We start from the raw sequence: 26,676 nt of genomic DNA on the forward strand, positions 1-26,676 counted from the left end.
GCGCGCCCCACGGCGATCGTCACATGAACGCCTTCTGACCGACGAACTCGCCTTCGCCGATCCCGCCCGGGCAGGCGAACAGGCCGCTGCCGGTGTGGGTGGTGAATTGGTTGAGAGCGTCCAGCTTGGCCATATTCTCGTAGATTTTGACGAACCCCTCCCTCGGGTCGCGCTGGTAGCAGAGAAAGAACAGGCCGGCGTCATACATCATGCCCTGCCGCCAGGGCGGCCATCGCTCCGCGGTGAACCGGATGCCGTCGTTGTAGGAATAGGGCCTGCGGAAGATCTGCGCGCCCGCATTGGTCGCCGCGGCCCCGAGCCGGACATGGGCGTTGTCGGCGATCAGCGGATTGCCGTCGCCGTCGAGCCGGTCGAGACCGAGGCTGTCGCGCTCGTTCGCCTTGCCGATCGGAGCGCCGGAATATTTGTGGCGGCCGACCACCTGCTCCTGGAAGTCGACCTCGGTGCGATCCCAATGCTCGAGCGAGATGCGAATGCGGCGCGCCACCACGTAACTGCCGCCCCGCATCCAGTCCGGCCCTTCCTCGTCCACCCAGACGACCTCCTCGAAGTTGCGAGGACTGTCAGGCGTCGGGCTTGTGGCGGACCCGCGCGGATTGTTGGTTCCGTCCTTGAATCCCATCAGGTTGCGCGCCGTCTCGGCGGCCGGCGCGTCAGGCAGAAACCCTTGCTGCGCCCAGCGGAACTGGGCGAAGCCGTAGGACAATCGCGCCAGCTCCCGGACGGCGTGAAACGCCGCCATCGGATCGTCGGAGCAGGCCTGAACCGACAGGTCTCCGCCGGTCAGCTGAGCCTCGAGCTGATCGCCGTTGAATTTCGGCAGGTCGATCAACGCCGGCGGCCTCCTCGCCGCAAGCCCGTATCGATCGACGCCGTCCTTCACGAAGAGCCCTGGCCCGAAGCCGAACGTGATGGTCAGCCGGGACGGCGACAGGCCGAGCGCCGAGCCGCCGTCCGGCCCCTCGACCGACGGGTCCTGCCCGAGGTCGCGCGCCGTGTCGCCGGCGCACAGGCGCGCCGCCGCGGTGGTCCAGAGCTGCAGCATGCCGGTGAGGTCGTCGCGGGTCTTGGCGAGGCAGTCGAACGCGGCGAAATAGCTGTGCGTCTGCTGGCGCGTGGCGATCCCGCCCTGATGGCGCCCGAAAAACGGCTCGCTGAGCGCGGCCGGCGCCTGCGCGGCCGGCGTCGCCGCACGCGCGAGCGCGCCCGCCCCGACGCTGGCCAGCGCGCCGCCTGCGCCGACCAGGAGCCCGCGGCGCGTCGGCCCGGTCCGCGATCCGGAAAAAGGACAGCTCATTTGGCGAGTACGAGCGTGTTGTTCTCGTCCTCCACGAAATAGAAACCGTCGCCGGCCGGGGTCATCGCAATGCCGAACAGATCGCCCGAGCCCGGCGGCTTCTGCGCCTTGTTGGGGTCGATCCAGCGGGCCTTGATCTGCTCGCCGCTGGCAGGATCGATCTCGACGACCTGACCGTTCTTGGCGTTGGTCGCCAGAAGGTGGCCGTTCGGCGCCGTCGCCAGCGCCAGCGGCGTTTGCAACAGCCCGTCCTTGGTCACCGTCCTGCCGACGCCGGCGGTGTGATCGCGGGTCACGGCGTCCCAGATCGCGTTGATGCGGTTGCCTGTGGCGTCGGAGACGTAGAGCGTCCCGTCGGAACCGAGCGCCAGTCCGGTCGGCCCGACGATGAAGGCGTCCTTGCTGGGCTGCGCGCCGAAGCCGCTGCCGACCACGGTCTGGCTCACGATCGCCGGCGGCTGGCCATCCTTGATCGCGAGCTTGAGCCGCACGATGGTCTGTTGGTTCACGACGCGCGGGTCGCCGTCGGGGGAACCGACGCCGAAGCCGGTGTTGCTGACGAAGATCGTGGCGCTGTCGCCCTCGTCGAGCGTCGCCATGTTGCCCCAGGGCATGTTGATCGCGTCGTTGGCGATGACGTTCGCGACCTTGCCGTTGGCGTCGAGCACGATCAGGCAGCCCGGACCCTTGGTCCCGGTGGTTCCGTCCGCGCTCGGGGCGCTGCCGACGATCACCCAGCCCGATTTCAGCATGGTCATCGCCGTGGTCAGCCCGACGCCGCCCGGACAACCCGCGAGGTTGCGCGGCAGCGAGGCGAAGGTCGTGAGCTTCTTGGTCGTCGGGTTGAAGGCGACGATCGTCGTGCCGAGCCCTTGCAGGTTGCCGTCGTTGTTGAAGTTGGTGACGAGCACGTCGTCCTTCGCGACGACGCCTGCCGACACCGGGGCGACGACGATCGCATAGGGGTTCTGGTCGCCGTTGTCGGGGACGGTCGTCGTCAGCGTCGTCTGGCGATGAACGCCGTCGAGAAAGGCGCCCGGCTGCGCCGCCAGCGCCGCAGCGCAGGGGACGAGCGCCGCGGCCAGCGCGCCGGCGCAGGCTGCGCTCCGCAAAGGCTTGCTGCTCCGGGGGGGTCGGATCGTCATGACAGGCTCTCCTCGTTTCCGAGCGCCGCGGCGCTCGTTGGCTCTTCGGGTAATTGCGCAGCGGAACGCGGCTCTGCGCGTTCCTGCCCGGCGTCGGACAAGGCGCGCGGATAGGCCATCACGGCGCCCTCGACGGCGAGGCGAACCTCGTCGCCCAATGCCGGGGTCCGATGGCCCGGGACCCGGGCGACGACCGTCTCGGGGCGCCCGTTGAGGGCGAGACGCACGCTTGCGTCATGTCCGTAATAGGTGACCGCGACGACACGGGCCGAGGACGGCTTCCCGCCCGGCGACGCGGCGAGGCGAATCTGTTCGGGCCGCACCATCACGTCGGCGGGACCGTCCGGCGCAGCCTGCGCGAGCGGCAGGCGCCCGAGCGCCGAGGTCGCCGCGCCCGCCTCGACCCATCCGGGCAGGATCACGGCTTCGCCGACGAACCGGGCCATCGCCACGTCGACCGGCTGGCGATAGAGCGTTTCCGGCCGGGCGATCTGAGCAAACAGCCCGTCGCGCAGCACCGCGACCTCGGATCCCATCGCGAGGGCTTCCGATTGGTCATGGGTGACCAGCAGGGCGGTCGCGCCGGAGGCGGCCAAGGCGTTCGCCACCGCCTGGCGCGTCTCGACCCGCAATGCCGCGTCGAGCGACGAGAACGGCTCGTCGAGCAGCACCAGTTTCGGTGACGGGGCGAGCGCGCGCGCCAGCGCCACGCGCTGCTGCTCGCCGCCGGAGAGTTGGTGCGGAGCGCGGCCGGCGTAAGCGGCCGGCAGGCCGACGCTGGTGAGCAAGGCCTCGATCCGGGCGCGGTCGCGCCGCTCCGACCGGGGCAGGCCGAACGCCACGTTGTCGAACACCGTGAGGTGGGGGAAGAGCGAACCCTCCTGCGCGACATAGCCGATCCGGCGCTTCTCGGGCGGCGCATGGACGCCGGCGCCGGTCACGACCTGCCCGTCGATCGTCACCACCCCGGAATCCGCGCGCTCAAAGCCGCAGACAAGCCGGAGCAGCGTCGTCTTGCCGCTGCCGGAAGAGCCGAGAACGGCGATGAGCGAGCCCGCGGGAACGTCGAGATCGACGCCCCTGAGCACCGGCCGGCCGCCGAAGGCCTTGCTCAGCTGCGTGACGGAGAGGCGCGCCATCGTCAGCTCCAGCCGTCGAAAGCCGCCTTGCCGAGGCGGTTGGCGAAGAGCCAGGTGAAGGCGAACGACAGGCACAGGATCAGCGCGGCGAACGGCGCGGCGGCGGCGAAGGCGAGCGACGAGGTGTTCGCCCAGACCTCGGTCGCCAGCGTCCGCGCGCCGGCCGGCGCGAGCAGCAGGGTCGCCGTCAACTCCGTCGACACGAAGATGAACACCATCGCCGCGCCCGCGCCGACGCCGCTCGCGGCCATCGGCAGGACGACGCGGATCGCGACCGAGAGGCCGTCGCCGCCGAGCGAGCGCCCGACCTCCTCGAACCGCGGCGGGATCTGCGCCAGGGCGGCGCGGATGCTGACCAGCGCGAGCGGCAGGAACAGGATCGCATAGGCGAGCGCGAGCAGCGGCAGGCTCTGGTACAGCGGCGGCATGAGCTGGATCGTCAGCGAGATCAGGGCGAGCGCGACGACGATGCCCGGCGCGCCCTGCGCCAGATAGGCGGCGCGCTCGACCAGCGCGGTCCAGCGCCCGGGATAGCGCACGGCGAGGTATCCGATCGGCGCCGCGATCACCAGCGCGGCGGCCGCGCCGGCGAGGCCGTAGCCGATCGAGTTCAGCGTCGCGTCGAGGAGCGCCGGCAGGGAGGGGGCGACGGGCGAGGTCGCCGCCTGCGCATGGTGAAGGAGCCAGTAGGCCACCGTCCCCACGGGAACGCCGAGGGTGGCTGCGACCAGCGCCGAAAGCAGAATGAGGACGGGCCCGCGATTGCGGCCGAGCCGCAGGGGCGCGCCGACGCGCCTCGCCCCGGCGCCGACGCGGGCGTAGCGCGCCTGCCCGCGGATCCAAAGCTCGGCGACGAGCAGCATGAGGCAAAGCCCGACCAGCGCCAGCGCCAGCAGCGATGTCTCCGGCCCGTCGAGTCCGATGCGGTACTGCGCGTAGAGCTCGGTGGTGAAGGTGCGGAATCGCAGCAGCGCGAAGGCGCCGAACTCGGTCAGCGCGTCGAGCGCGACAAGCAGCACGCCGCCCAGCAGCGCCGGTCGAAGCTGCGGCGCCACGACCCGCGCGAACGAGCCCCATGCGCCTTCGCCGAGCGCGCGCGCCGTCTCTTCGAGCGCCGGGTCCAGTCCGCGCAAGCTCGCGGCGACCGGCAGATAGACGAGCGGATAATAGGCGAAGGTCACGACCAGCAGCGCCCCGGCGAAGTCCTGGAGCGAATTGCTGATCGACACCCAGGCGTAGCTGGTGATGAAGGGCGGGACGGCCAGCGGCGCCGCCATCAGCACCGACCAGACTCGTCGTCCCGGAAGGTCCGTGCGCTCGATCAGCCAGGCGGTCGCGACGCCGATGACCGCGGTCGTGAGCGACGCCGCGGCCACCAGCGAGACGGTGTTGAAGAGGAGCGCCCCGACCAGCGGACGCATGAGGAGGGCGACGGCGTCGCCGACGTCGACCCCGCTCGCTTCGACGATCGTGTAGAGGATCGGCAGCAGGACCAGCGCGGCGCCGGCGACCGCGGCCGCGACCAGCGCGACCGGCGGCCGGGCGCGGCCGGCGCGAAGCCCGGCGCGCGCGGAGAACGCCTCGGTCGCGCTCACGGTCATCAGATGAGGCCGGCTTCGCGCAGCAGTTGCGCCGCCTCGCGATCGTCGCCGATCTGCTTGAGCGTGATCGACGGCGGCGACAGCTCGGCCATGGGCTTGAGCGCCGGGTTCGCGGCGACGCCGGGGCTGAGCGGATATTCGAAGGTGATGTCGAGACGCGACACCAGCTCCTGCGCCGGCTTGCTCACGAGGAAGGCGAGAAACTTCTGGGCCGCGGCGGGATTGCGCGAAGCCTTCAGCGCCGCGGCTCCGGAAACGTTGACGAGGCCGCCGACGTCGCCGCCGGCGAAGTGATGGATGGCGCTCCGGGTCTGGTCGGGGCCGGTCTCCATGCGAAGCCGCGCCCAGTAGTAGTTGTTGACGATCCCGGTCGCCGAGGCGCCGCGTTCGACCGCGGCGACGACGCCCTCGTCGTCGTCGAACACCGCGGCGTTCTCGCGCAGGCCCTTCAGCCATTCGAGGGCGGCGGGACGACCCTTGAGCGCGACCACGGCGCCCACGAGCGGCAGGAAATCCGCGTCGGTCGGAGCGATGGCCACCTTGCCCTTCCATTCGGGCTTGGCGAGGTCGAGGAGGGACGCTGGCAGGTCCTCCTCCTTGACCATCCCCTTGTTGTAGGCGAGCACGTTCTCGCGCGCGAACACGCCGACCCAATCCCCGTTCGCGCCGCTGTCCGCCGCGGGCACGCTGGCGAGCGTCGCCGGCGCCGCTTTCGCCAGCAGGCCCTTTTCCGACAGGAGTTCGAGTTCCGGCGAATTCTCGGTGAAGAAGACGTCGGCGGGCGTCGATGCGCCCTCCTTGACGAGTTCGCTCGCAAGCTCCGGCGCCTCGCCCTTGCGGACCTTGACGTCGATCCCGGTTTCCTTGGTGAAGGCCTTGGTCAGAAGGTCGACCGTCTGCTCGTGCTGCGCCGAGTAGAGCGTCAGCGTGACGGCGCTCGCCGACGGCGCTTGCGTCCCGAGGACGAGCGCGAGCGCGGCGCCCGCCATAAGCCCGGGGCGTCGGCGTTCGCCGCGGCGCAACCGGGGAAGGACTCGATCAAATGGCATGACGGCAGCTCCTGCAACGGGCTCTGGCGCGACGGCGCGAATCGCGCTCATGTCTGCTTGACGCAGTTTTGAGCGGCCTGCCGTCGTCGCGATGTTCTGAGGCGGCGAGTTTGACTGACCGAGCCCTAACGCCGGCTCCAGACGCCGACAAGATTAGCGCACGTATTTTGCAATCGTTTCAATTTAGAAACGTTCCAAATCATCAATTTCGAAATGGCCGGAACTCCAGGCGCTCGAGCGCTTTCAGTCCTCGACAGGAGGGACAACGGGTCTCCAACCGACAGAACGTAATCTGCGTCGGGTTATGATCCGAGGCGGCAAACCCGGCGCTCGGGACCAAGGCCGGGGCGGGTCGCGCCCAGCCTTCCCCGACTGACGCCGGCGCCAACCCCCGCCGCTATTTCGGCGTTTCGACCGCCTCACCGCGGCCGGCGAGCACGGCGAGGATGATCACAATCCCCTTGACGACGAGCTGCGTGTACGGATCGGTTCCCAGCAGGTTCAGGCCGTCGTCGAGAATGGCGATGATCAGCACGCCGAGCAGCGTGCGATGCACGCCGCCGACGCCGCCCGAAAGCGACGTTCCGCCGATGACGATCGCGCCGAGCGAATTGAGCAGGAGGTCGCCGCCGAGCGTCGGGCCGGCCGCGCCGAGGCGCGCCGCCGCCAGCGCCCCCGCCACGCCGGCGAGCGCCCCGGAGACGACGAAGGCGTAGACCTTGTAGCGGCGCACGGGCAGGCCGGCGATGCGCGCCACGTCCTCGCCGGCGCCGATGGCGAAGACGATGCGGCCGAAGCGGGTGTGGTTCGCCACGACGACGAACGCCGCCCAGAGCGCGAGCGCGATCAGCGCGATGTTCGGCAGCCGGGGAATCCATTGCCCGATCGCCAGCGCCTCGAAGGCGGGCGAACGATAGCTGACCGCCCGCCCGTCGAGGAGCCGCAACGCCACGCCGCTGAACACCGACATCGTGCCGAGCGTGACGACGAACGAGGGAATGCGGCCGAAGGCGAACACGAGCCCGTTGACCAGCCCGAGGGCCGCCCCGAGCCCGAGCCCGACCGCGACCGCGCCGACGCCGAGGCCGAAGGCGTTCAGCGCCAGCACCGACACCGCGCCGGTCAGCAGCACCGTGGCCCCGATCGACAGGTCGATGCTGCCCATGACGATGACGAAGGTCGCGCCGAGACACGCGATCAGGAGGGTGCTCGCCTGGGCGGCGATCGCGGTCGCGTTGCGCAGGGTGAAGAACGCGTCCGAGCCGACGCCGAACGCGCCGGCGAGCAGGACGACGACCGCCACCGGAAGCCAGGCGCGGGCGTGCGCGCGCAGGCGCGGGGACAGGTCGCGAAACGCGGGGACGGCGGTCATGGCGCCATGCCTTCAGCGGGTTGGAGCCGGGGCTCGCGGTGCGGCGCGTCGGCCGCGGGCAGGCCGATCATCAGCGCGACGAGGTCCTCCTCCTGCGGCTTCCGCTCGACCGGCGCCGCGCGCTCGGCGACCAGCCGGCCCTCGCGCATCACCAGAACGCGGTCCGACAGGCCGATCAGTTCGGGCAGGTCGTCGCTGATCATCAAGACGCCGGCGCCCTGGTCGGTCAGGCGGCGCAGGATGGCGTAGATCTCCGCGCGCGCGCCGGCGTCGACGCCTCGGGTCGGGTTGTCGACCACCAGCAGACGCGGCTTGCGAACCGCCCAGCGCGCGATCACGACCTTCTGCTGGTTTCCCCCCGACAGCGTCGCGACCCGCTGCGCCGGACCGCTGGCGCGAATGTCGAGCGTCCGGATCGCCTCCTCGGCCAGGGCGGTTTCCCGCCGCGCCCTCCAGAAGCCCAGGCGTCCGGTCAGCCGCCCGGCGTTGCCGAGGCCGATGTTTCGGGCGATGTCGAAGGCGCCGATCACGCCCTCGCGCGTGCGTTCGGACGGCACGTAGGCGACGGCGGACCGCCGCGCCGCGCCGGCGATTTCGACCGCGCCGCCGTCGATCGCCTCGACGCCCGCGACCGCGCGGCCGAGCCGCGATTTGCCGGAGCGCAACAGTCCGCCGACGCCGACGATTTCTCCGGCGCCGACGGAAAACGACACCTCGCGAAAGGCGCCCGCGCGCGACACTTTGCGGACGGCGAGGACCGGCGCGCCGTCGGCGCCGACGCGGGTCCGCTGGCGATAATAGGCCACGCCCCGCTCGCGCCCGACCATCAGGCGATGCAGTTCGCTTTCGTCGACCTCGCCCGCGCGGCGGGAGGCGGTCAGCCGGCCGTCCTTGAGGACGTGAACCCGGTCGGCGATCTTCAGGACCTCATTGAGGCGGTGGGAGACGAAGACCAGCGTGGCGCGCCCCTTGAGCCGGCCGAGAAGGCGGAAGAACGCCGCCTCCTCGTCGACCGAGAGCGCCGAGGTCGGCTCGTCGAGCAGGACGATCGGGTTCTCGATGCCGAGCACGAGGCTCGGGGCGAGGCAGGCGCGCGCGATCTCGAGCGCCTGGCGTACGGAAAAAGGGTAGTCGCCGGCGGGGCGCCGGACGTCGACGTCGATCTCCGCCTCGTGTGCGATCGCCTCGGCCCTGGCGATCATGGCGCGGCGGTTGCGGAAGCCGGCGCGCTCGAAGCGATGCTCCTGGCCGATCAGCAGGTTTTCGTAGACCGGAAGGGCGGGGATCAGCGCCTGCTCCTGGAACACGCGGCTGACGCCCGCTTCGACCGCTTCCCGATAGGAGCGCGGCGCGAACGCGGCGCCGCGCAGGCGCAGCGCGCCCGATTGCAGAGGGGCCAGTCCGGAGAGGATGTTGAACAAGGTCGTCTTGCCGGCGCCGTTCTCGCCGATGAGGCCGGCGACCGATCCGGCCGCGACCGCGAAGGCCACGTCGGCCAGCACGGGAATCCGACCGTACCGGTGCGAAACGGAGCGGAACTCGATCGCCGGCGCCGGACGGGCCGCCTCGTCAGGCCTGCCGCCCGTCAAGCGTTCCAGACCGCTCATGTCCGGGCGTTCGGCGACGGTCCGGCGATGTCGATCTTGTAGTGCGCGGCGTAGTCGGCCTTGACCGCTTCCGCCTCGCCGTTCTTCCAGATGGCGGCGTAGCGCTCGGGCGCCGTCCAGCCGTCGGGCTTGGCGATGCCCGACCATTCGGACTCGATGTTCAGGGGGAACACCTCGGCCTGCGGATCCCAGTCGGTCGCATGAGCGACCCTGGAGAGGCGGGCGTAGTCGAACGGCTCGACGCCGCCGTTGTCGACATAGCGCTTGATATAGGCGTCGACGTTGTCCTTCGTCGTCGTCACCGAACGCCAGTAGAGCAGCCGTTCGGCGTCCTTCGGCTTGTAGCCGTTGACCACGTCGTAGAGCCGGGCGGTGAGCAGCGCGCCCATATAGGCGGGGACGTTGGCGCTGGTCGCCACGATCTTGCCGTCGCGGATGGCGAACACCCCGGCCGTGGTGCCGTCGGCGCCGCTGACGAAGACGTCCTGGCCCGCCTTGATCCCGGCTTCGTTCAACGCCGCCAGCACGCCGATGGCGACATCGTCGTTCTGCCCGATCACGCCGACGATGTCGGGATAGCGCGACAGCAGCGCCTGGGTCGCCTTTTGCGAGTCCTCGCGGTTCCACTTGCCGGGCAACTGGCCGACGAGCTTGACGGTCGGGAAGGCCGCGAGCGCGGCGTCGCGGCCGCGACTGCGGATGAGGTCGGTCGAGTTGCCTTCGACCCCGGTGACCCCGACGACCTTTCCGCCGCCGAATTTGGCGACGATCGCCTTCGCCAGCGCGGTCGTGACCGCCCCGTGCGCCGAGAACTCCTCCGGGACGGCGTAGAGCGTGTAGTAGTCGCCGGCGTCGAACGGCGTGAACCAGGGCAGCGTGCCCCAGGTGTTGGCCAGCCAGATCTTGTCGCGGTTGGCCTCCTGAGCGATGCGCTTGATCGACGAGCCGTCGGGCGCATGCAGCAGTACGGCGGTCGTTCCCGCGGCCGCCTGCTGCTCGAACTGGTTGAGTTGCTTGAGCGGGTCGAGCTCGCCGTCGAACGCGGTGTGGGCGAAGCCGAGCGCCTTGGCGGCCGCCGCGGCGCCGGCGTCGGCGTTGACGGAATATTCCAGGCGGCGCGTGATCTGCAGATGCGCGAGCTTGCCGCTCTCGGCCGCGAGCGCCACGCCGCCGAGACCGTAGGCGCTGGCGGCGGCGCCGGCCACGGCGGCGGCGGAGGCGAACGACAGGAATTCGCGACGGGATATGCCGTGGGTGTCGAGTTCGCCCATGTGGCGGTCGACGACCTTGCGGTCGGTGAAATCCGGGAACTTCCGGGGGTCCAGACGAGGCATGACGTTCTCCTGATCCCCGACGGGTGGGGGACGGTCTGCAGGTGACGGGAGGAGGCCTACTCGGCCGATCAGCGGGCGAAGAACTTGTCGTCCGGCTTGACGCCGAGCGAGATGAAGATCCGGTTGGTGTGATTGAACCACGAGCTGGTTTCGAGCGCTTCGAGGATGTCGGCGTCGTCGAGGCCGGCGGCCCGCAGCGATCGGAAATCGTCGCCGGAGACCGTCTTTGGCGCCCGGGTCACCTTGACGGCGAAGGCGGCCAGAGCCTCCTCGCGCGGCGACAGGGGGGCGAGGTGATGGTCGAGCGCGATGCGCCGCGCGCGGGCGTGGTCGTCGATCTGCTCCCCGAGCGCGATCGTGTGATGAATTTCGCACAGCCCGCAGCCGTTCTCCGCCGAGACGATCACCGCGATCAGTTCGCGCTCGGCGAGCGACAGACGCGCGCCGCGGCCCGACGAGAACAGGCTGGCGAAATAGGCGCCGAACCGGCGCGCCGTGTCGGGATTGACAGCGAGCGCGCGGATCCAGTTGTCGTCGTGATTGGCCTGGTAGAGCTCGCCGATATCGGCCGGCAGGCTGGCCCGGTCCGGTTCGCCGAGGCGAGAGATGCTGTCGGAATCGGCGCCGAGGGTTGCAGTGGACGACATGATTACGCTCCGTTCGTCGAGTCTCGAGACGTGCCGCCGTTGGTCAGGGGTTGCGGGCCGGCGACGCGAACGGCGGAGGGCGCGCGCGACCCGGCGACGACCCTCGGAGCGCGCGCGGCCGCGAGTCTTCGAGGGGTCTAGGCTGTGTCGATGTAGATGTCTATTTCTATAGATTAACTAGACTTTTGGCGTTGTCAACCACCGCCTGTGGTCATGGCGACCCTTCGCAGGCGATCGACCCGGGACGACCGCAATTGGCGTTTCCCGAGCGCTTCCGCGGCTTCGCTCGCGCAGGGTCGATCTCGAAGGCCGGCGCAAGGGGGCGAAACCGCTTGCCGGACACCGGCGCTGACGTCGGGCGCCGAAAGTTTCCTGTGTGCGGCGCGGGCGACGCGCCGCTCGGCGCTTTCCCTCTCGCCCGCCGGCTCTACGATGCCCGGTCGATTCGAATCATCGGCGGGGACGAGAGCGGCGGCGTTGGACTCTTCACATTGTTTCCTCGGCGTCGACGTGTCCGCGCTCGGGCGGCCGTGGCGGGCGCGGCTCGACCGGGCAGGGGAGATGCGGGCGCTGGCGATCCATCAGGTCGGCGGCCATGACGAACTGGTCGCCCGGGTGCTGGCGGGCCGCGACGTCGCGCCCGAGGCGGTCGAGCGCTACCTCGACCCGACGCTGCGCGACCTGATGCCCGACCCATTCGTGCTCACCGACATGGAGGCGGCGACCGAACGGCTGCGCCGCGCCGTCGAGCGCGGCGAGCGCGTCGCGATCTTCGGCGATTACGACGTCGACGGCGCCTGCTCGGCGGCGCTGGTCAGCGAGTACCTCGAGGCCTGCGGCTGCGAGACGATCGTCCACATCCCCGACCGGGTGACCGAGGGTTACGGCCCCAACGTCGAGGCGATGGCCGCCTTCGCCGCGCAAGGCGCGCGGCTCGTGATCACAGTCGACTGCGGCGCGGTGAGCCACGAGCCGTTCGCCGCGGCGCGAGGGCTCGGCCTCGACGTCGTCGCGTTCGACCACCACCAGGCGCCGGCGACGTTGCCCGACGCGCTCGCGATCGTCGACCCCAACCGCGAGGACGACCTCTCCGGCCTCGGCCATCTGTGCGCCGCCGGCGTCGCCTTTCTGGCGCTCGTCGCCCTCAACCGCAGCCTGCGCGACGCGGGTTTCTGGAACGGCCGCAAGGCCCCGGATCTGATGGCGGCGCTCGACCTCGTGGCGCTCGCGACCGTCGCCGACGTCGTGCCGCTGACCGGACTGAACCGCGCCTTCGTCGTCAAGGGGCTTCAGGTGATGCGTCGGCGCGGCCGGCCGGGGCTCGCCGCCTTGTTCGACGTCGCCGGCGCCGACGGCGCGCCAAAGCCCTATCATCTCGGCTTCCTGATCGGGCCGCGCATCAACGCCGGCGGGCGGATCGGCGACGCCGGTCTCGGCGCCCGGCTGCTGACGACCACGGACGACCTCGTGGCGCGCGACATCGCCGCCGAACTCGACCGGCTGAACCGCGCCCGGCGCGCGATCGAGCTCGACGCGGTCGCCGAAGCGGAGGCCGAGGCGCTGGCCGCGCTCGGGCTCGAGGAGAAGGGCGCGGCGGTGGTGGTGGCGGGCGAGACCTGGCCGCAGGGCGTCGTCGGCCTGATCGCGGCGCGGCTGAAGGAGCGGTTCGACCGCCCGGCCTTCGCGCTGACCTTCGCCGGCGGCCACGCGGTCGGGTCGGGGCGTTCGATTCCCGGCGTCGACCTCGGCCGGACGGTCCGGGCCGCGCTCGAGGCCGGGCTCATCGTCAAGGGCGGCGGCCACGCGATGGCGGCGGGCCTGACGGTCGAGCGGGCGCGGCTCGGGGAATTGCGCGCCTTCCTCGAGGAGCGGCTCGCCCACTCCGTCTCGGCCGCGCGCGCCTCCGCCCGCCTCTCGGTCGACGCCGCGCTGACGGCGTCGGCGGCCACCCCCGACCTCGTCCGCCGGCTCGACGCCGCCGGGCCTTACGGCAGCGGCAACCCGGAGCCGCTGTTCGTCCTGCCGCGCCACCGTCTCGCCGACGTCATGCCGATCGGCGGCGACCACCTGCGCGCCCGCGCCGTCGCCATGGACGGCTCGACACTGGACGCCATCGCCTTCCGCTCGGTCGGCAAGACGCTCGGCGAAGCGCTGAAGCGGCTGCGCGGCGCCTCCGTCCACCTCGCCGGCACGCTGTCGATCAACCGCTGGGGCGGCCGCGAGCGGGCGCAGTTTCGCGTCGTCGACGTGGCGGAGGCGGAGCGGTAGCGCACGCGTCTTCGGCCATTCCCTCGCGATCCCTCACGTGTTGCGGGCGCGCTTGCCGATCGCTTCCGGCGCTGGTCGGAGCAAGGAATTGCACGCGGGCCGGTGCGCAATCTGCGCGATCGACCGGAATCGGCGCGCCCAACGCGCGGCCCTGCACCCCTGGACGCCCTATTGAGGTCGGATTCGTGACGGCCGTTCGAATCCCGCCGACGACTGTCCCTTCTGTTTCGCCGATGTCACCCCGAGGATCCCGCGCACTTCGTCGCGCAACCAGGCGGCCGCCGGCTCGCGGTCCGTTTGCGCCGGCCACACCATGGAAATGGGACGGATCTCGAGATCGAGGGGTACGGGGCTGGCGGCCAACCCGAACAGGGGAGCATACTCGTCGATGATCCGCGACGGCAAAGTGGCGAGGAGTGGGCCCTTGCGCACGGTCGTGAGCACGGTGAGAAACTCCGGGGCGGCCGTCGCCACGTTCAACTCCACGCCCAGGCGCCGCAAGGCTCGGTCGAGACAGCCTTCGATCCCTTCGCCATGCGACACGAGCGCGTGCGGCAGTTCGAGATAGGTCTTTCTGTCGATCGGCGACTGCGCGTCGATCAGCTCGGGGTTGAAGCAACACAGCAGGAATCGCTCGAACAAGATTTCTCGGCGATGGCGCTCGCCGCCATCTTCGTAACCGCCGACAGCGAGATCGATATCGCCGTCGTCCAACAGCCGAAAGACCTTGTCGGGAAGCGCCGGGCTGGCCAACACCTTGATGGCCGGCGCGGTCCTGCGAAGGCGAGCGCTCAACAGCGGCATCAGCAACACCTCGACTTCGCTGCAAAAGCCGACGCGAAAGGTCCGCTCGTCATGGAGCGGGTCGAAGGATTCCGCTGACGTCAAGATCCCCTGAGCCTGCGCAAGGACGTGTCGAACGGACGCGGCCAAGGCGTGAGCGCGCGCCGTCGGCGCCATATCCCGTCCGACGCGAATGAAAAGTTCGTCTTGGAACAGGACCCGGAGGGTCGCCAAATTGTGACTCATGGCGGGCTGCTGCAGCCGCAGCCGCGCCGCGGCCTTGGTCACGTTGCGGTCGCGCATCAGCGCGTCGAAGGCGACCAACAAGTTCAGGTCGAACGACCAAAGATTAAAATGATCGATTGAGCGGATGTCATCCATCAGACGCATCATTGGATACGGCCGCGGGGCGCGTCAAGGCGACGCGCGAAGGCCGAGCCGAATTTCCCGACGTTGTGCGAGGCGCCATACATCGACGTCTTCAATGCGGCCTATTCCATGCATCGATTGGATTATTGATTGGAGCGCGCGTAGGTTTCCAGTTGTCCGCGTCACAGCTCGACCCGAACCGCCGAGCGCGGCGCAGCACAAGACCATCCGCTCAGGAGCGCTTCTATGCCAGACTCGAACAAGGTCTATAAAATCGGCGATCTGACGGTTACGAAGATCGAGGAACAAGTCATTCCCGGAATCCCACCAGGATACCTCTATCCAAAACTGTCTCCGCAAGATTTTGCCGCCATCGAGCCGGCGCTCGCGCCTCATGATCTTGGAGCCACGCGCGCGGACGTCAACATCTCCGTCCACACCTGGCTTGTGCGAACACCAAAGCATATCATTTTGGTCGACACGTCGAGCGGAAATCATAAAGATCATCCTCAGAACCCGCTCTTTCATCAATTAAATCTTCCGTATCTGCAGCGATTGGCCGACGCGGGCGTTCGTCCCGAGGATGTCGACTATGTCTTCAATACCCACCTGCACGTGGATCACGTCGGCTGGAATACCGTCCGCGAAAAAGACAAATGGATCCCGACGTTTCCGAACGCGCGCTACCTGATCCCGTCGGTCGAGCGCGACTATTATTCCAGCCCCGCCAGTCACAACGAAGCCAACATTCCGAGCCTCGGAACCTATGAAGACAGCGTCCTCCCCGTCATTGAAGCCGGGCTGGTCGACTCCATCGGCCCCGACGGCGGCCCCGTGCTCGATTACTTTACCTTTGTGCCGACGCCTGGCCACAGCATCGGCCACATGTCGATCGAGTTCTCGTCGAATGGAGACCGCGCCATCTTCGCCGGCGACGTCATGCATAGCCCGATTCAAGTCGTCAGGCCTGACATCAATTCCGTCTTCTGCGAGTTCCTCGATCAGGCGACGGAGTCCCGCAGGAAGATCCTGGACCACGTCGCCCAAAACGACGCGCTTTACTTTGGAACTCACTTCGCCGGCCGCTCGGTCGGCCGCATCACGCGAAACGATGGGGGATATCTATGGATTCCCGAGTGAGCCGCGGGGGCCCGAGTCCGGCCCATGGCGCGATTCCAAGCCTTGTGTTCGAAGACCACCGGATATCCAGCGACACCGCGGGGATCGAGCTCTCCATCCGAAACAAACGCCCTGCCGACCTCGTCGACTATCGACCCGACAGGACCATCGTCATGGTCCATGGCGCGACCTATTCGTCCGGCAGCCTGTATGACGTCGCGTTTGGCGGCTTCAGCTTCATGGACTACCTGGCGGCGGCCGGCTTCGACGTGTTCGCCGTAGACGTGCGAGGCTACGGGCGTTCGACCCGTCCGCCGGAAATGGAAGTCGACGCGTCGCTGAACCCGCCATTGGTCGACACCGCGCGCGGGGTCGGCGACTTCGCCGCCGCCGTTGCGTTTGTCTCTCGCCATCGCGGGCTCGATCGTGTCAATCTGTTCGCGATGTCGTGGGGCGGAACGGTTGCGGGCGCGTTCGCGGCGGCTCATCCCGGTCGTGTCGAGAAGCTCGCCCTGCTTGCGCCGCAATGGCTATCCGACCAACCCTCCCGGCTCGATATCGGCGGAAAGCTCGATTCCTACCGGCTCGTCGGCGTGCGCGAGGCGATGTCTCGATGGCTGGCCGGAGCGCCGGAAGCGCGACAGGACACGCTCATTCCGGCGGGTTGGTTCGACGCCTGGGTGACGGCGACCCTCGCGGAGGATCCGTGGAGTTCTGAAAAGGCGCCGGGAATGCTCCGCGCGACGAATGGACCGATCCAGGACATCCGCTCCTACTGGAGTGTCGGGCGGCCCTTCTATGATCCCTCGGCGATCAGCGCGCCCGTTCTCTTGCTGCATGGCGAATGGGATCGCGACGTTCCGCTCATGAGCGCGCAGAATTACTTCCTGCAATTGACAGGCGCCGCTTACCGCCGCTGGGTGGAGATCGGAGAAGCGACCCATATGATGCTTCTGGAACGAAACCGACTGCAGGTTTTCAAGGCGATCGAAACCTTCTTTCGCGAGGATTTTCACCCGGAGTAACGCCGGGCGGGCGGGACCAGAGGTCGACGAGATCGAGACGCGATCCGGCCGCGACGCGCCGGCGCGGTCCGTCTTGCGGGCAGAGCCGCCGAGCGCGGGGGCGACGAACGGGACCGATCGCCGCGCGACGACGATCAAGCGCGCCGGCGGCCTTGATAACGCCCTGATTCAGTATAAAATTTCAGCGATCCGACAGGAAGCGGATCAAGCCGGCCGGCGGCGAAGCGCATTGGCGGTCTCGCGCGGCCGTTGTTTTGACCATGGAGATTGTCTCATGCCCGTCAGCACCCTTCGTCTCTCCGCAGCAACGGTCGGCATGGCGGCGCTGGCGCTGGCCATCGCCGCTCCGGCTTCAGCGCAAGAGTCCTATGCGTATCCTCGCCATCACCGCCACGTCCGTCATGACGAGGGTCGTCAAATTGTTGTTCATCCTGCGCCACCGCCGGCGTCGACGGCCTACTACGGTTGGGGCCCGGGCGCGGCGGTGGGCAACGTCGTCAGCGGAACCGGCCAGGGGGTGCAGGGCGTCTTCAACGGCGCCGGCGCCGCCGTCGGCGGCGTGGTGGGCGGCGTGCTCGGCGGAGCGACGGCGCTCTTCACCCCGCCACCCGGTTACGGCCAGCCGGGCTACGCCTACGGCTACGGATCGGCCAGCCCCGGTTACGCGCCGGGTTACAGCGCCGGCGGTCCGATCGGCGAGGCGTTCGCCGCGCCGTTCCATGCGGCCGGAGCGGTGCTCGCAGCGCCCTTCCAGGTGGTCGGCGGCGCTTTCGGAGGGATGCCGGCCGGCGGTCCCGCGATCCGGTAACCGGTCCCCGAGGAACGACGGGTTCGATGTCCGGACCTCCGGTTCCGCGGAGCCGCGAGGCGGCCCGGCGGAGCGGCGGGGAGAACGGAAATCACCGGCCGCCGACGCCCTCGAACACGATCTGGTCGGCCCATTTGCGCGCCGCCGCGCGCTGCGCGTCCGTCCGCACCGTCCAGGTCATCACCGGCAGGCCGAACAACTGCTTTTCGAAGAACGGGGTCTTGTGCGGCAGGTCGTCGACGTTCCACGACAGGAAGTCGGGCTCGCTGCGCGCGCGGTGATCGAAGGTCTCGCAGGCGCGCTTCTGCTCAGGCGTCAGGAACGCCCAGGACGGGTCGTCGTAACAGGCTTCGGCGACGACGCCGATCGGGCAGGGGCGCCCCGGCGGCCCGAGGCGCGGATGCTTGAGGCGCAGATACGCGACGAGGTCCGGATCGAAGCTCTTGAGCGCCAGCGCGCCGTCGTAGGTCGCGGCGAGGTCGGCGACCCGGTCGCCGAGCCGCCAGTCGCCGTCGAACCGGCTCTTCAGCTCGCACACGATTGCAACCCGGCCGGCGACGAGGGCGAGGAATTCGGCCAGCGTCGGGATGGCGCGACCGTCCGCCGCCCCCACGATCCGCGCGCTGCGAATCTCCGCCGCGCTCTTGTCGGTCAGCGCCCCGGTCGCGTCGGTCAGCCGGTCGAGCGTGTCGTCGTGGAACACGAACACGGTTTCGTCGCGGCTGAGCTGGACGTCGCACTCGATGGCGAAAGTCGCCGCGGCCGCGGCTTCGGCGGCGGCGAGGGTGTTCTCGATCACGCCGCGCGCGGCGTCATGCAGCCCGCGATGGGCGATCGGCCGCGCGACCAGCCAGTCGGGGGCGTTCAGCGCCCTCAAAGGGAGACCAGGAACACGGCTTCGACCTCGGCGAGCGCGTTCAGCGGCAGATGGGCGACGCCGACCGTGGTGCGGGCGTGCTTGCCGCGCTCGCCCAGTACCTCGACCATGAGGTCGGAGGCGCCGTTCATCGCCTGGGGCAGGGGATCGAAGGCGCCCGCGACATTGAAATAGCCGCCGAGGCGCACGGTCTGGACGATCTTGTCGAGGTCGCCGAGCACGGCCTGGGCCTGGGCCAGGAGGTTGATGGCGCAGAGCCTGGCCGCCTCGCGCGCCGCCTCCACGGCCGAGTCCGGCCCGAGCTTGCCCTTGTGCCGGTCGGCGAGCTTGCCGTCGGGGCCGAGCGGCAACTGACCCGAGATCCAGAGCTGCGGCAAGACGCCCGCCGCCACGCTCCCGGGCGTGCCGACGGCGGGGACGTAATTGGCGACCGGCGCGGCCGGCTTCGGCAGAACGATCCCGAGTTCGGCGAGGCGTCTGGCGGTCTGGCTCATGCGAAACTCTCCGGCTCTTGCGGCGCCTGCGAGGGCCGCCCGGGCGCAAGCCTATGCCCACCCGGCGGCGGCGGCGCAATCGGCTTGCAAAATGAAAATGCGTTTTGCAAGCGCGCGTCGCGCTTTCGATTGTTCACACGCGGCGGCGGGGGGCGCGAGCCCGAGGATGGTCGAGAGTCTCGCCGCGCATGCCTCCGGAACCTTGGCGCCGCCTTTGCGTTGACTGTGATCACTAACCATTCGGGAGTTCATCATCATGACTTTCGTCGCGATCGCCCTCGGCCTCGTCGGCATGGCCTGCTCGGCCGTGGTCCTGAAGGCCTACGCCCTCGGCGCGCCGGTCCGCTGAGTTTCCGCCGCCGCGGCCCGCCCGCGGATCCGCCGGCGGTCGAGACGCGTCGCCGACGCCGATGGACCGCCAGCCCATGCTTGTTTTTGCCATGTCTCCCGCTTAGGTAAGGACCGAACGAAGATTGCGTCGCCGGCCGTGACCAGCCGGGCGGCGCCGGCGCACCGGGAAGGCGGCCATGGGTAGCTTCAGCATTTGGCACTGGATGTTGTTCCTTGCGGTTGCGCTCCTGCTGTTCGGAGGCAAGGGCAAGATCTCCGACATCATGGGCGACGTCGCCAAGGGCGTGAAATCCTTCAAGAAGGGTCTGAGCGAGGACGAGCCGAAGCCGGCCGAGGCCGCGCCGGAAGCTCCGCGCCCGATCGAGAGCCGGACCGCCGTCGAGGCCAAGGACGTCCACAAGGTCAGCTGACAGCGCAGCCTTGACGCTGACGTGACGGGGAGGCGCGGCCGCCGCGCGTCCCTTTCGCGCGTTCCGCCGGAGCCTCGATGTTCGACTTCGACATAGGCAAGATGCTGGTGGTGGCGATCGTCGCGCTCGCGGTGATCCCCCCCAAGGATTTGCCGCGCGTGATGCGCACAGTGGGGCAGGCGATGGGCCGGATGCGTAGAATGGCGTCCGAGTTCCAGGGCCAGTTCATGGACGCCATGCGCGAGGCCGAGTTCGACAGCGTGCGCAAGGAGCTGGCCGAACTCAACCAGAAGGCGACCGCCAGCATCGCCGAGCTGAACAAGGCCACGGCGGTCGGCGCTTTCGATCCGGCGGTCATGATTCGCGACGAGGTGACGAAAGCGGCCGAGCCGCTCGCCCATCTGCCGGCCCCGGCTCCCGAGGGCGCCGAGATCGGCGCGTCCGAAGTGGCGCTGACCCCCGCGCCGGAGGCGAAGCCGGGCGAGGCGGCGTCCCAGGGCGGCGAACAACCCGTCAAGTCGAGCGCCGCGGAATGAGCCAGGAGGACATCGAAGCCACCAAGGCGCCGTTGATGGACCACATCATCGAGCTGCGCGGCCGGCTGATCCGCTCGATCTGGGCCTTCATGGCCGCCTTCCTGGTGTGCTTCTACTTTTCGCGCTCGATCTACAACATCCTGACCGAGCCGTATGTGCGCGTGGTCGGGGCCGACAAGGCGACCCTGATCGCCACGCACTTCCTCGAACAGTTCTACACCAATGTCCGCCTCAGCATGTTCGGGGCGCTGGTGATCGCGTTCCCGGTCATCGCCACGCAGATCTACCGGTTCATCGCGCCTGGCTTGTACAAACACGAGCGCCAGGCGTTCCTGCCCTACCTGATCGCGACGCCGATCTTTTTCGTGTTCGGGGCGGCGCTGGTCTATTTCGCGGTGATGCCGCTGTTGATCCGCTTCTCGGTGTCGCTGCAGCAGGTCAACACGCCGGGCGAGGCGACGATCGAGCTTCTGCCCAAGGTCAGCGAATACCTGTCGCTGATCATGACGTTGATCCTGGCGTTCGGCGTGGCGTTCCAGCTTCCGGTGGTGCTGACGCTGCTCGGGCAGGTGGGGATCATCGATTCGGCGTGGCTGGTGAGGATGCGCCGCTACGCCATCGTCGCGGTCGTGGGCGTCGCCGCGATCCTGACGCCTCCCGACCTGATCAGCATGACCACCCTCGCCCTGCCGATGCTGGCGCTCTACGAGGGCGCCGTGGTCGCGGTCCGCTGGATGGAGAAGCGCCGGGCGCAGGAGGAGGCCAAGGCCAAGGCCGCGCCGCCTGACTAAGCAGGCTTGCCCGGAGCCCCCCTGGATTGGAGGGCGCCCGTCTCGGGCGCCCGGGCGGCGAGACGCCGCCTCTCACGCTCGATGTCCGTTGGGCGGATCAGAAACCGGCATGGACTTGTCCGGGCCGGAAAGCCAACTTGTCGTTCTGCGCCCTGTCGCCGCGACGCCGGCGGCTTCGCCCGATAGCGCGCGCCGGCCACGAGGCGCGCGACCGGCCCCAATGGCTGCTCGAAGGCCGCTGATCCGGCTTGCTGTTCCCCGTGAACGCTCGTATCTGACGATTCGATGACAGGCGCCGGACGCGAACGGGCTCGGGGGGACTTCGAAAGCATGAGCGACGGGGAGGGCGCGGCGCCCGATGCGCGGACAGCGAACAGGAACACGGCGACCTCCGAGGTCACGCCCGAAAAGTCGGATGCGAGCGTCGTCGCGGCGCCGGCGCCGGCCGCCTACGCCGACGGCTCGCCGCTCGATGGCCTCAGCTATCTTGAGGCCAAGCTGATTCTGAAGCCCGAGCGCTTCACGTCCGCCAAGGCCTTGCGCGAATTCGGCAGGATCGTGCGCAAGACCGCCGAGGCGACGAAGATCGCGTTCACGCCCGACCCGGAATTCGACCTCCCGCCGAAGATCCGCGAGATCGTCTTCGCCGACACGCCTGACTTTGCGCTCTATGCTTCGGCCTTCATCCTGCGCCGGCGGATCGCCTATCATGAAGGGTTTGCGGTCGGCGATCCGGAGGTGGTGTTCAAATTTCGCCACCCCGATCTCGATCGGGCGCAGGCGCTCGATATGCGGCCGAAGATCGAGGGCAAGTACCGGATCAAGTTCAAGGCGGAGCTGCTGCCGCTGAAGGACAGGGCCGGCGGCTACCGCGTCCTCTATTCGCACAATTGCCAGTTCGGCTTGAGCCAGACGAAGGCGAAAGAAAAGACGTCGATCGCGACGCTGGCGGAAATCTTTCCGGCCCTGACGGACATCAAGACCAAGGCCGATCACGTCTCGATCGTCAACGGCGGCATCGTCGAAGAGGTGCTGTTGCCGATCGGCGAACTCGATTTCGGCAAGGGCATGACCGCCAATTGCGATGTGTCGCTGTGGCGGACGCGCGGCGAGCACCGCTCGCTGGTCGGGGAGTTCGCTTTCCAGGCGAAATTCGCCGCGGAGACGGGGGTCGCGGCAAGACAGCGCGAGCGCATGGAGCGCTTCTACATCGCGCTTCAGCACGCCGTCGAAGACTGGCTCGCGCTCGGCGTCACCAAGACCGCGATGGTGTACCGGCTGAACGGCGCCGCGCCGCAAAGCCATGAGTAATCCGGGCGTCGAAAGCGCGGCCGAGGCCGGGGCGGCCGCGCCGCCGGTCGCGGCGACGGCGTCGGTCCTGCGGATCTTCGTCGCGTTCCTCGTCATCGGCTCGACGAGCTTCGGCGGGCCGGTGCCCTACCTGCGCGAGCATCTGGTGACGCGCCGCAGGTGGCTCGACGACAAGACGTTCGTCGAGCTCTTGTCGATCAGCCAGAGCCTTCCCGGGCTGAACGCGACCAACATGGCGATCCTGGTCGGCGACCGGCTCGCAGGCCCGCGCGGCGCGCTCGCCGGCGTGATCGGCATGTGCCTTCCGGGGGCGATCATCATGTTCGTCGTCGGCGTGCTCTACCGCGAGCATGGCGCTTACGCCTGGACCACGGCGGCGTTGAAGGGCGTGGCCGCGGCGTCGGTCGGGCTCGTCCTGGCGACCGTCGTCCAGCTGAGCGAGAAGTCGCTCGACGGCCGTTTCGATTTCGTGTTCGTCGCCGTCACCGTGGTGGCGGTCGAGCATTTCCACGTGTCGGTGCCCGTCGCGCTGATCGGGGTCGGAGCGGCGGCGATCCTGTGGCATCGTCCGAGGAGGGGGACCTGAAATGCACCAGTGGGGCGCTCTCGTCCGGGTGTTCGCCTATCTGTCGCTGCTCACCGTCGGCGGCGGCATGGCGGCGTTTCCCGAACTCAAGGCGGAGTCCGTCGAAGTCCATCAGTGGCTGACCTTCTCGCAACTCGTGCATCTCTACAGCGTCGGGCAGCTTTCGCCCGGGCCGAACATGATGATGATCGTCCCGATCGGCGACTGGGCCGGCGGGATCGTCGGGGCGATCCTCGTGGTCCTCGCCTTCTTCGGTCCGACCGGCCTCCTGACCTTCGGCGTCGGTCGCGCCTGGAACCGGCTCGAGGCCTGGCCGTGGCGCGCCTCGATCCAGAAGGGCCTCGCGCCGGTGTCGATCGGCCTCCTGCTCGCCGGCTGCTTCTCGATCGCCAAGGGCGCGATCTTCGGCCTCGACACGGCGGCGATCGCGGTCGGCGTGCTCTTGATCCTGCTGCGTTACAAGGTCAACCCGGCGCTGCTCGTGCTCGGCGGCGCAGCGGTCGGACTGCTCGCCTATCTCTGAAGGAAACGACAGGCCTCGGGGTCAGCCCGACCCGTCTGCAAACGGGCGTCTCGCCATCACGCGCCGTCGCCGATCGCGGTCGGGCGGTCGTCGGCGACGGCGGCGCAGGCCGACGATCCGAGGAGACCTCCTTGCGCATCGTCGGGAGGTCTCGGAAGTCGTCCGCGCGGAGGGCGTTGACGTTGGAGCGGACATCCGCGAGGTCTGAGCGGGCTTCGAGGCTGGTCGGCCATGCGGGGCGTCGTGCTCCGGCTGGTTGGATCGTCGAATTGTCGAACGTCTCGGTAACGCCGCCCCGCATCGCCGCTGTTCACGGCGCGCCGGCATGACTCCGCGCGACACGCTCGCCGCGATCAGCGTCGCGGTCGTCTGGGGCCTGACCTTCATCGCCATCAAGGTCGGCGTCGGCGAGACCTCGCCCCTGACGCTGTCGGCGCTGCGGTTCGCCTTCGCCGCCGTCCCGGCGGTGTTTTTCATCAAGCCGCCGAAGGCGCCGGTCTGGACGGTCGCGCTCTACGGGCTTCTGATCGGCGTCGGTCAGTTCGGCATGCTGTTCATCGCGATCGACCGGGGTTTTCCGGTCGGGCTCGCCTCGCTGCTCGTCCAGGCGCAGGTGTATTTCACCATTTTCATCGCCTGGATCGCGCTCGGCGAGCGGCCGAGCCGGGCCCAGGCGATCGGCGCAGGCGTCGCTTTCGCCGGCATGGCGGTGATCGCCTCGGAGCGGCTCGCCGGCGCGAGCTTCTGGCCGTTCCTGCTGGTCGCGCTGGCGGCCCTGTTCTGGGGCGCGGGCAACGTCGTCGCCAAGACGGCGGGGAAGATCGACGCGCTCGCCTTCACCGTCTGGTCGAGCCTCGCCGCGCCGCTGCCGCTCGTGGCGCTCTCGCTCGCCTTCGACGGGACGGCGCCGCTGGCGAACCTTCTTCATCCGACCTGGCGGCTGGCGGCCAGCGTGGCGGTGATCGCCTATGCGGGGACCTTGTTCGGCTTCGGCCTGTGGGCGCGGCTGCTCGCCCATTATTCCGCCGCGACCGTCGCGCCCTTCGCGCTGCTGGTGCCGGTGGTCGGCATGGCCGCCGGCGCGCTCGTGTTCGGCGAGCCGCTGCGGCCGGTTGAGCTTTTCGGCGCGGTTCTGGTAATGGCGGGCCTCGCGCTCAACGTGTTCGGCGCACGCTGGCTGCGCGTCCTGTCAGGGTCCAGGTGAATCATGCACGACATCAAAGCCATCCGCGACAATCCGCAAGCCTTCGACGCGGCGCTGGCCCGCCGCGGCCTGGCGCCCGCCGCCGGCGAGCTGATCGCCCTCGACGAAAGCCGGCGCGCGGCCATCGCCGAATTGCAGCGGTCCCAGGAACGCCGCAACGCCGCCTCGAAGGAGATCGGCGCGGCGATGGGGCGTAAGGACGGCGCCGCCGCCGACGCGCTCAAGGCGGAGGTCGCCGGCCTCAAGGCCGCGATGGCGGCGCTCGAGGCGGCCGAGCGGGAGGCGGCGGCCGCGCTCGAGACGCGCCTGGCCGGAATCCCGAACCTGCCGTTCGACGACGTTCCCGACGGCAAGGACGAGACCGACAACGTTGAAGTCCGTCGTCACGGGAGCCCGCCGCAGTTTCCGGAAGGGTTTGAGCCCCGGGAGCATTTCGAGCTCGGCGAGGCGCTCGGCCTGATGGATTTCGACGCGGCGGCGAAGCTGTCCGGGGCGCGCTTCGTGGTGCTGAAGGGCGGGCTCGCCCGCCTGTCGCGGGCGCTGGAACAGTTCATGCTCGACCTGCACACGGCCGAGCACGGCTATACCGAGATCGAGCCGCCGGTGCTGGTGCGCGACGCCGCCATGTACGGCACGGCGCAACTGCCGAAATTCGAGGAGGATCAGTTCTGGACCCTCGCCGGCGACAGCCTGCTCGACGTCGCCGCCGGCGCCGCCGACCCGCTCGCGGCGATCAAGGCGAACCGGTTCGGTCTGATCCCCACCGCCGAAGTGCCGATGACCAACCTCGTGCGCGAAAGCATCGTCGAGGAGAAGACGCTGCCTTTGCGCTTCACCGCCGGTACCTTGTGTTTTCGGGCGGAGGCGGGCGCCGCCGGCAAGGACACCCGCGGCATGATTCGCCAGCATCAGTTCCGCAAGGTCGAGCTCGTCTCGATCACGACGCCGGAGCAGGCGCGCGACGAGCACGAGCGCATGACCGCCTGCGCCGAGGAAGTGTTGAAGCGGCTCGGCCTGCATTTCCGCACCATGGCGCTGTGCGCCGGCGACATGGGCTTCGCCTCGCGCAAGACCTACGACCTCGAGGTCTGGCTGCCGGGGCAGGGGCGGTTCCGCGAAATTTCCTCCTGCTCGGTGTGCGGCGACTTCCAGGCCCGGCGCATGAACGCCCGCTGCAAGGCGGCCGACGCCAAGGCGACGCGATTCGTCCACACCCTGAACGGCTCCGGCGTCGCGGTCGGGCGCGCACTGATCGCGGTGATGGAGAATTACCAGCAGCCGGACGGCTCGATCGCGGTGCCGGACGTGCTGCGGCCGTACATGGGCGGGCGGGAGCGGATCGAGGCGGCGTGATCCCCTGCGACTCTATGGCCTCGAGGCCCGCCTTGATCGGGCTGCGATCAGCCGATACCGTCGCTTCGCTTTGAGAAACCGCGACAAGGCAAGCGGTTGAAGGTCAGGGATGCGATCGGTCCTCAAGTCGTTGCTGGTCTTTCTGTTGGTCGCGGCCTTTGGCGTCGCGCCGATCGGGACGGCGACGGCGTCGCCCTGCGCGGAGCATCCGGCTCGAATGCTCCGTGTCGCGATCGGACCTGAGCTGACAACTGGCTGCAAGCCCGCCGCGACGGAATTGGCGCGCCGCCCTGCGCCCCATCGCGACACCCGAGATCAGTGCCCGCAGGCCTGCTGCGTGTCGACGACATCGGCGGCCCTTCCCGGCGTTGCGACGGCCCACGCCGCGTCGCCCGTCGCCAGCGAAGCGCTTGCGATTTCCGACGGCAAGATCCCGACTGGCATTGCCATCGCGCCGCTGACCGGACCTCCCAAGCCCTCGGCTTGATGGGGCGCAAGGCCGTCATGGGGCGGCCGATCTGCCCACAGGCGACCCTCCGGCGACGCATGGCGGCGCGACAGGCGTAACGCCGCGCCAACCGCGACTTCGCCGCTCCCTGCGAATTCCGGCCGATCCAGTCACAGCGATCGGCCGCGCGCGCACGCTCGCGACTCGA

24 protein-coding genes are annotated in these 26,676 nt (G+C 69.2%); 12 read left to right on the plus strand and 12 right to left on the minus strand.

What is annotated here, in order from left to right:
* Window positions 1-19: 19 nt before the first annotated feature.
* The 9 genes from DFR50_RS04580 to DFR50_RS04620 all read right to left on the minus strand — a co-directional run bounded on the left by DFR50_RS04580 (window position 20) and on the right by DFR50_RS04620 (window position 11,212).
* The gene (locus DFR50_RS04580) at window positions 20-1,318 is read right to left on the minus strand and encodes a Dyp-type peroxidase (RefSeq protein ID WP_113888028.1); all 1,299 of its coding nucleotides are present in this window, start codon (window positions 1,316-1,318) and stop codon (window positions 20-22) included.
* Window positions 1,315-2,463, minus strand: coding sequence for an NHL repeat-containing protein (locus tag DFR50_RS04585; RefSeq protein WP_113888029.1), 1,149 nt, complete (start codon window positions 2,461-2,463; stop codon window positions 1,315-1,317). Before DFR50_RS04585 ends, DFR50_RS04580 begins: the two co-directional genes overlap by 4 nt.
* Entirely contained in the window at window positions 2,460-3,602 is a 1,143-nt protein-coding gene (locus DFR50_RS04590; RefSeq protein WP_113888030.1) for an ABC transporter ATP-binding protein, read from the minus strand. The genes DFR50_RS04585 and DFR50_RS04590 overlap by 4 nt, the downstream gene beginning before the upstream one ends.
* Before the next feature lie 2 nt (window positions 3,603-3,604).
* Window positions 3,605-5,203, minus strand: coding sequence for an ABC transporter permease (locus DFR50_RS04595; protein WP_113888031.1), 1,599 nt, complete (start codon window positions 5,201-5,203; stop codon window positions 3,605-3,607).
* Complete coding sequence (locus DFR50_RS04600) at window positions 5,203-6,252, minus strand: extracellular solute-binding protein (RefSeq protein WP_210208807.1); 1,050 nt, start codon at window positions 6,250-6,252, stop codon at window positions 5,203-5,205. The genes DFR50_RS04595 and DFR50_RS04600 overlap by 1 nt, the downstream gene beginning before the upstream one ends.
* 397 nt (window positions 6,253-6,649) lie before the next feature.
* The gene (locus tag DFR50_RS04605) at window positions 6,650-7,624 is read right to left on the minus strand and encodes an ABC transporter permease (RefSeq protein ID WP_113888033.1); all 975 of its coding nucleotides are present in this window, start codon (window positions 7,622-7,624) and stop codon (window positions 6,650-6,652) included.
* A complete protein-coding gene (locus DFR50_RS04610) occupies window positions 7,621-9,231 on the minus strand; it encodes a sugar ABC transporter ATP-binding protein (RefSeq protein ID WP_170153052.1) in 1,611 nt (536 codons plus the stop codon). The genes DFR50_RS04605 and DFR50_RS04610 overlap by 4 nt, the downstream gene beginning before the upstream one ends.
* Complete coding sequence (locus DFR50_RS04615) at window positions 9,228-10,565, minus strand: sugar ABC transporter substrate-binding protein (protein WP_113888035.1); 1,338 nt, start codon at window positions 10,563-10,565, stop codon at window positions 9,228-9,230. Before DFR50_RS04615 ends, DFR50_RS04610 begins: the two co-directional genes overlap by 4 nt.
* A gap of 68 nt (window positions 10,566-10,633) precedes the next feature.
* Window positions 10,634-11,212, minus strand: a complete 579-nt coding sequence (locus DFR50_RS04620; protein WP_113888036.1) for a peroxidase-related enzyme — start codon at window positions 11,210-11,212, stop codon at window positions 10,634-10,636.
* A gap of 432 nt (window positions 11,213-11,644) precedes the next feature.
* On the opposite strand from DFR50_RS04620, the gene recJ reads away from it, so the two are divergent.
* On the plus strand, window positions 11,645-13,480 hold the full coding sequence (gene recJ / locus DFR50_RS04625) for a single-stranded-DNA-specific exonuclease RecJ (protein ID WP_113888037.1): 1,836 nt from the start codon (window positions 11,645-11,647) through the stop codon (window positions 13,478-13,480).
* A gap of 168 nt (window positions 13,481-13,648) precedes the next feature.
* Here the strand turns inward: recJ and DFR50_RS04630 are convergent, their stop codons facing one another.
* On the minus strand, window positions 13,649-14,644 hold the full coding sequence (locus DFR50_RS04630) for a LysR family transcriptional regulator (protein ID WP_113888164.1): 996 nt from the start codon (window positions 14,642-14,644) through the stop codon (window positions 13,649-13,651).
* A gap of 234 nt (window positions 14,645-14,878) precedes the next feature.
* On the opposite strand from DFR50_RS04630, the gene DFR50_RS04635 reads away from it, so the two are divergent.
* The 3 genes from DFR50_RS04635 to DFR50_RS31210 all read left to right on the plus strand — a co-directional run bounded on the left by DFR50_RS04635 (window position 14,879) and on the right by DFR50_RS31210 (window position 17,584).
* A complete protein-coding gene (locus DFR50_RS04635) occupies window positions 14,879-15,772 on the plus strand; it encodes an MBL fold metallo-hydrolase (protein ID WP_113888038.1) in 894 nt (297 codons plus the stop codon).
* Window positions 15,757-16,776: an alpha/beta hydrolase gene (locus tag DFR50_RS04640; protein WP_113888039.1), complete on the plus strand. Its 1,020-nt coding sequence runs from the start codon at window positions 15,757-15,759 to the stop codon at window positions 16,774-16,776. The genes DFR50_RS04635 and DFR50_RS04640 overlap by 16 nt, the downstream gene beginning before the upstream one ends.
* A gap of 274 nt (window positions 16,777-17,050) precedes the next feature.
* A complete protein-coding gene (locus tag DFR50_RS31210; protein ID WP_147262653.1) occupies window positions 17,051-17,584 on the plus strand; it encodes a hypothetical protein in 534 nt (177 codons plus the stop codon).
* Between the two features lie 91 nt (window positions 17,585-17,675).
* Here DFR50_RS31210 and DFR50_RS04650 read toward each other — a convergent pair whose 3' ends face one another.
* Complete coding sequence (locus DFR50_RS04650; RefSeq protein ID WP_113888165.1) at window positions 17,676-18,452, minus strand: glycerophosphodiester phosphodiesterase family protein; 777 nt, start codon at window positions 18,450-18,452, stop codon at window positions 17,676-17,678.
* Between the two features lie 5 nt (window positions 18,453-18,457).
* A complete protein-coding gene (locus DFR50_RS04655; protein WP_113888041.1) occupies window positions 18,458-18,955 on the minus strand; it encodes a RidA family protein in 498 nt (165 codons plus the stop codon).
* A gap of 527 nt (window positions 18,956-19,482) precedes the next feature.
* On the opposite strand from DFR50_RS04655, the gene DFR50_RS04660 reads away from it, so the two are divergent.
* The 8 genes from DFR50_RS04660 (at window position 19,483) to serS (ending at window position 26,020) form a co-directional block, all read left to right on the plus strand.
* Window positions 19,483-19,716 carry a twin-arginine translocase TatA/TatE family subunit gene (locus tag DFR50_RS04660; RefSeq protein WP_113888042.1) on the plus strand — a complete coding sequence of 78 codons (234 nt, stop codon included), beginning with the start codon at window positions 19,483-19,485 and terminating at the stop codon, window positions 19,714-19,716.
* A 77-nt stretch (window positions 19,717-19,793) separates the two neighbouring features.
* On the plus strand, window positions 19,794-20,252 hold the full coding sequence (gene tatB, locus DFR50_RS04665) for a Sec-independent protein translocase protein TatB (RefSeq protein ID WP_113888043.1): 459 nt from the start codon (window positions 19,794-19,796) through the stop codon (window positions 20,250-20,252).
* Complete coding sequence (tatC, locus tag DFR50_RS04670; RefSeq protein ID WP_113888044.1) at window positions 20,249-21,043, plus strand: twin-arginine translocase subunit TatC; 795 nt, start codon at window positions 20,249-20,251, stop codon at window positions 21,041-21,043. Before tatB ends, tatC begins: the two co-directional genes overlap by 4 nt.
* A gap of 330 nt (window positions 21,044-21,373) precedes the next feature.
* On the plus strand, window positions 21,374-22,354 hold the full coding sequence (locus tag DFR50_RS04675; protein WP_210208808.1) for a hypothetical protein: 981 nt from the start codon (window positions 21,374-21,376) through the stop codon (window positions 22,352-22,354).
* Window positions 22,347-22,940, plus strand: a complete 594-nt coding sequence (locus tag DFR50_RS04680; protein ID WP_113888045.1) for a chromate transporter — start codon at window positions 22,347-22,349, stop codon at window positions 22,938-22,940. Before DFR50_RS04675 ends, DFR50_RS04680 begins: the two co-directional genes overlap by 8 nt.
* Before the next feature lies 1 nt (window position 22,941).
* Window positions 22,942-23,463 carry a chromate transporter gene (locus DFR50_RS04685; protein ID WP_113888046.1) on the plus strand — a complete coding sequence of 174 codons (522 nt, stop codon included), beginning with the start codon at window positions 22,942-22,944 and terminating at the stop codon, window positions 23,461-23,463.
* 325 nt (window positions 23,464-23,788) lie between these two features.
* The gene (locus tag DFR50_RS04690) at window positions 23,789-24,667 is read left to right on the plus strand and encodes an EamA family transporter (RefSeq protein WP_113888047.1); all 879 of its coding nucleotides are present in this window, start codon (window positions 23,789-23,791) and stop codon (window positions 24,665-24,667) included.
* Window positions 24,668-24,670: 3 nt separating this feature from the next.
* Window positions 24,671-26,020: a serine--tRNA ligase gene (serS, locus tag DFR50_RS04695; protein ID WP_113888048.1), complete on the plus strand. Its 1,350-nt coding sequence runs from the start codon at window positions 24,671-24,673 to the stop codon at window positions 26,018-26,020.
* Window positions 26,021-26,676 lie beyond the last annotated feature (656 nt).

This window comes from Roseiarcus fermentans, assembly GCF_003315135.1.
GTDB classification, from domain to species: Bacteria; Pseudomonadota; Alphaproteobacteria; order Rhizobiales; family Beijerinckiaceae; genus Roseiarcus; species Roseiarcus fermentans.

What these genes read in the sequence shown, in the direction of transcription:
- DFR50_RS04580 (WP_113888028.1), bottom strand. Translation starts at nt 1,318, where the DNA reads ATGAGCTGTCCTTTTTCCGGATCGCGGACCGGGCCGACGCGCCGCGGG.
- DFR50_RS04585 (WP_113888029.1), bottom strand. Translation starts at nt 2,463, where the DNA reads ATGACGATCCGACCCCCCCGGAGCAGCAAGCCTTTGCGGAGCGCAGCC.
- DFR50_RS04590 (WP_113888030.1), bottom strand. Translation starts at nt 3,602, where the DNA reads ATGGCGCGCCTCTCCGTCACGCAGCTGAGCAAGGCCTTCGGCGGCCGG.
- DFR50_RS04595 (WP_113888031.1), bottom strand. Translation starts at nt 5,203, where the DNA reads ATGACCGTGAGCGCGACCGAGGCGTTCTCCGCGCGCGCCGGGCTTCGC.
- DFR50_RS04600 (WP_210208807.1), bottom strand. Translation starts at nt 6,252, where the DNA reads ATGCCATTTGATCGAGTCCTTCCCCGGTTGCGCCGCGGCGAACGCCGA.
- DFR50_RS04605 (WP_113888033.1), bottom strand. Translation starts at nt 7,624, where the DNA reads ATGACCGCCGTCCCCGCGTTTCGCGACCTGTCCCCGCGCCTGCGCGCG.
- DFR50_RS04610 (WP_170153052.1), bottom strand. Translation starts at nt 9,231, where the DNA reads ATGAGCGGTCTGGAACGCTTGACGGGCGGCAGGCCTGACGAGGCGGCC.
- DFR50_RS04615 (WP_113888035.1), bottom strand. Translation starts at nt 10,565, where the DNA reads ATGCCTCGTCTGGACCCCCGGAAGTTCCCGGATTTCACCGACCGCAAG.
- DFR50_RS04620 (WP_113888036.1), bottom strand. Translation starts at nt 11,212, where the DNA reads ATGTCGTCCACTGCAACCCTCGGCGCCGATTCCGACAGCATCTCTCGC.
- recJ (WP_113888037.1), top strand. Translation starts at nt 11,645, where the DNA reads ATGCCCGGTCGATTCGAATCATCGGCGGGGACGAGAGCGGCGGCGTTG.
- DFR50_RS04630 (WP_113888164.1), bottom strand. Translation starts at nt 14,644, where the DNA reads ATGGATGACATCCGCTCAATCGATCATTTTAATCTTTGGTCGTTCGAC.
- DFR50_RS04635 (WP_113888038.1), top strand. Translation starts at nt 14,879, where the DNA reads ATGCCAGACTCGAACAAGGTCTATAAAATCGGCGATCTGACGGTTACG.
- DFR50_RS04640 (WP_113888039.1), top strand. Translation starts at nt 15,757, where the DNA reads ATGGATTCCCGAGTGAGCCGCGGGGGCCCGAGTCCGGCCCATGGCGCG.
- DFR50_RS31210 (WP_147262653.1), top strand. Translation starts at nt 17,051, where the DNA reads ATGCCCGTCAGCACCCTTCGTCTCTCCGCAGCAACGGTCGGCATGGCG.
- DFR50_RS04655 (WP_113888041.1), bottom strand. Translation starts at nt 18,955, where the DNA reads ATGAGCCAGACCGCCAGACGCCTCGCCGAACTCGGGATCGTTCTGCCG.
- DFR50_RS04660 (WP_113888042.1), top strand. Translation starts at nt 19,483, where the DNA reads ATGGGTAGCTTCAGCATTTGGCACTGGATGTTGTTCCTTGCGGTTGCG.
- tatB (WP_113888043.1), top strand. Translation starts at nt 19,794, where the DNA reads ATGTTCGACTTCGACATAGGCAAGATGCTGGTGGTGGCGATCGTCGCG.
- tatC (WP_113888044.1), top strand. Translation starts at nt 20,249, where the DNA reads ATGAGCCAGGAGGACATCGAAGCCACCAAGGCGCCGTTGATGGACCAC.
- DFR50_RS04675 (WP_210208808.1), top strand. Translation starts at nt 21,374, where the DNA reads ATGAGCGACGGGGAGGGCGCGGCGCCCGATGCGCGGACAGCGAACAGG.
- DFR50_RS04680 (WP_113888045.1), top strand. Translation starts at nt 22,347, where the DNA reads ATGAGTAATCCGGGCGTCGAAAGCGCGGCCGAGGCCGGGGCGGCCGCG.
- DFR50_RS04685 (WP_113888046.1), top strand. Translation starts at nt 22,942, where the DNA reads ATGCACCAGTGGGGCGCTCTCGTCCGGGTGTTCGCCTATCTGTCGCTG.
- DFR50_RS04690 (WP_113888047.1), top strand. Translation starts at nt 23,789, where the DNA reads ATGACTCCGCGCGACACGCTCGCCGCGATCAGCGTCGCGGTCGTCTGG.
- serS (WP_113888048.1), top strand. Translation starts at nt 24,671, where the DNA reads ATGCACGACATCAAAGCCATCCGCGACAATCCGCAAGCCTTCGACGCG.